Genomic DNA, 1,695 nt, shown 5'->3' with positions numbered 1-1,695 from the left:
ACTCAAAAAAGGCGGATAAGCGAAGATAAAAGGTTACGTTGTGTCTAAAGACTCGCTCTTGATCACTTGCATTATTCGGTCAAGGTGCGAGGTCAGTAATGTTCTATCATCATTTGACAGATGGCACTCTGACAAAATGAAGTGACATGTTTTAACCACATTACGCCAGCGTGGGTTAGCAGGTAATTTTTTTACCTGTAGGTATTTATCTAAAGAACGTGTTCTTAAGCGGCCTGAATCGATAGAGATAGTCCAAATTTTGCTTCTGTCGGCTAATTCTACTTTATTCGTTTTAGTGCTTTTTTCCCAAATACTGATGCAATCAATCATAGTATTCACTAATAACTCCGCAAAAGAAGCTGTTAATTCAGAAGGCGATAATGGCGTAGATTCCTGTTGCTGGGCATCGTCTTGCTCTGGTATATCGTCATTAGATAATAAAAATAATTGCTGCTTATGTGACTCTATTATGGTCATTAAATGCTGCTGGGCTTTACGTTTTCTATAAATATAAAAGCTCACAATAAAGCCGACTAACAAGCTAACGCTGGTGATACCAAGGATTAAATTAAGTAACTTATCGATTTTTTGGCTCTTCTGTTGGCTGGTAATTTGCTCCTCTACTAATGCTCGTTGTACGCGTTCATTCTCTATATCGCTTTGAATGACTTTAATGTTCTCACTGTATTTTTTCTCCAATAAGGTTTCGTGCAACTGTTGATATTTCTTTAGATAAACCAGGGACTCATAAGGGCGACCATTGTCATAATATAACTCGCTTGCGTAGTGATAAATGTTCATTTTTTGCAATGAATCTTGTTTGGTGTCGCTATAGTCCATTGCGCTTTCAATAAATTTTATTGCCTGAGTCGCATCTTTTTGATGTGTGGCTATTTGGGCTTTTAAATAGAAAATTACGTCATGAAACGAATGGTCATCGCGGGTTAAATATTCCGATAATGTGTTGGCGACATCTTGGGCGCGCGTAAATTCATTAGCATTGATATGGATGGTGGCTACATTAATTAGCGCAGAAAGCCTATCGTCACCGACAAGGTTATCATTGTAGGCTTCGATGACCTTATTACTGTAGAAGTTTTTCTTATTAAACTGGTTGTTTATATTATATATTTCAGCAATATTTCCGTAGAGATGCGACATATAACCGATAACATGAATATCTACATTATGACTGGTGTAGCGTAAGTAATGCTCCAGTGAGAGTTCGAAATAGCGCTGGGATTCTTTAAATTTTTCGAGTTTTTTATAAATCAGACCAAGGTTGTTGAGGGTTATCGCAGTATAAAAGTCATTACCTAGAGCCTCTTTAATCGCTAAACTCTTCTGGTAGTAACTCAATGCTTTGTCATATTGATTCAAATACTGTTCAGTGAGTGCTAAATCGTTATAGCTTTTAGCCAACCAAATATCGGATTCTTGGGTTTTAGCAATGCTAAAAGCTTGTTCAAATAAGGTTTTAGCTTCTTGATAGGACTGTCTATAAAGTTTTTCCGCGGCTTTCTTACGTAACCAAAGATATTGAACATCGACATTTTGAGTAAATGCAGCGCTGTTTTTAACCTCATCAAGCATTTGTTCCGCAGCTACCTTATCTCCTAACTCTTGGGAAATATCATATAAGGTTAGTTGTAACTTGGCGGCAACGATGGGGTATTTATCGATGTCTAATATTTT

1 protein-coding gene is annotated in these 1,695 nt (G+C 37.1%); it reads right to left on the bottom strand.

Annotated features, from left to right (window positions below; translation table 11 throughout):
- Positions 1 to 33: 33 nt before the first annotated feature.
- Positions 34 to 1,695, bottom strand: a 1,662-nt coding sequence (locus H5202_RS21990; protein ID WP_182773910.1) for a tetratricopeptide repeat protein, incomplete at its 5' end; no start/stop codon positions are given.

Origin of the sequence: Shewanella sp. SG41-4 (assembly GCF_014164505.1) — a bacterium.
In the GTDB taxonomy this organism is placed as follows: Bacteria; Pseudomonadota; Gammaproteobacteria; order Enterobacterales; family Shewanellaceae; genus Shewanella.
Note: the sequence above shows the minus strand (reverse complement) of the source record. Positions and strands in the feature narration are given on the sequence as shown.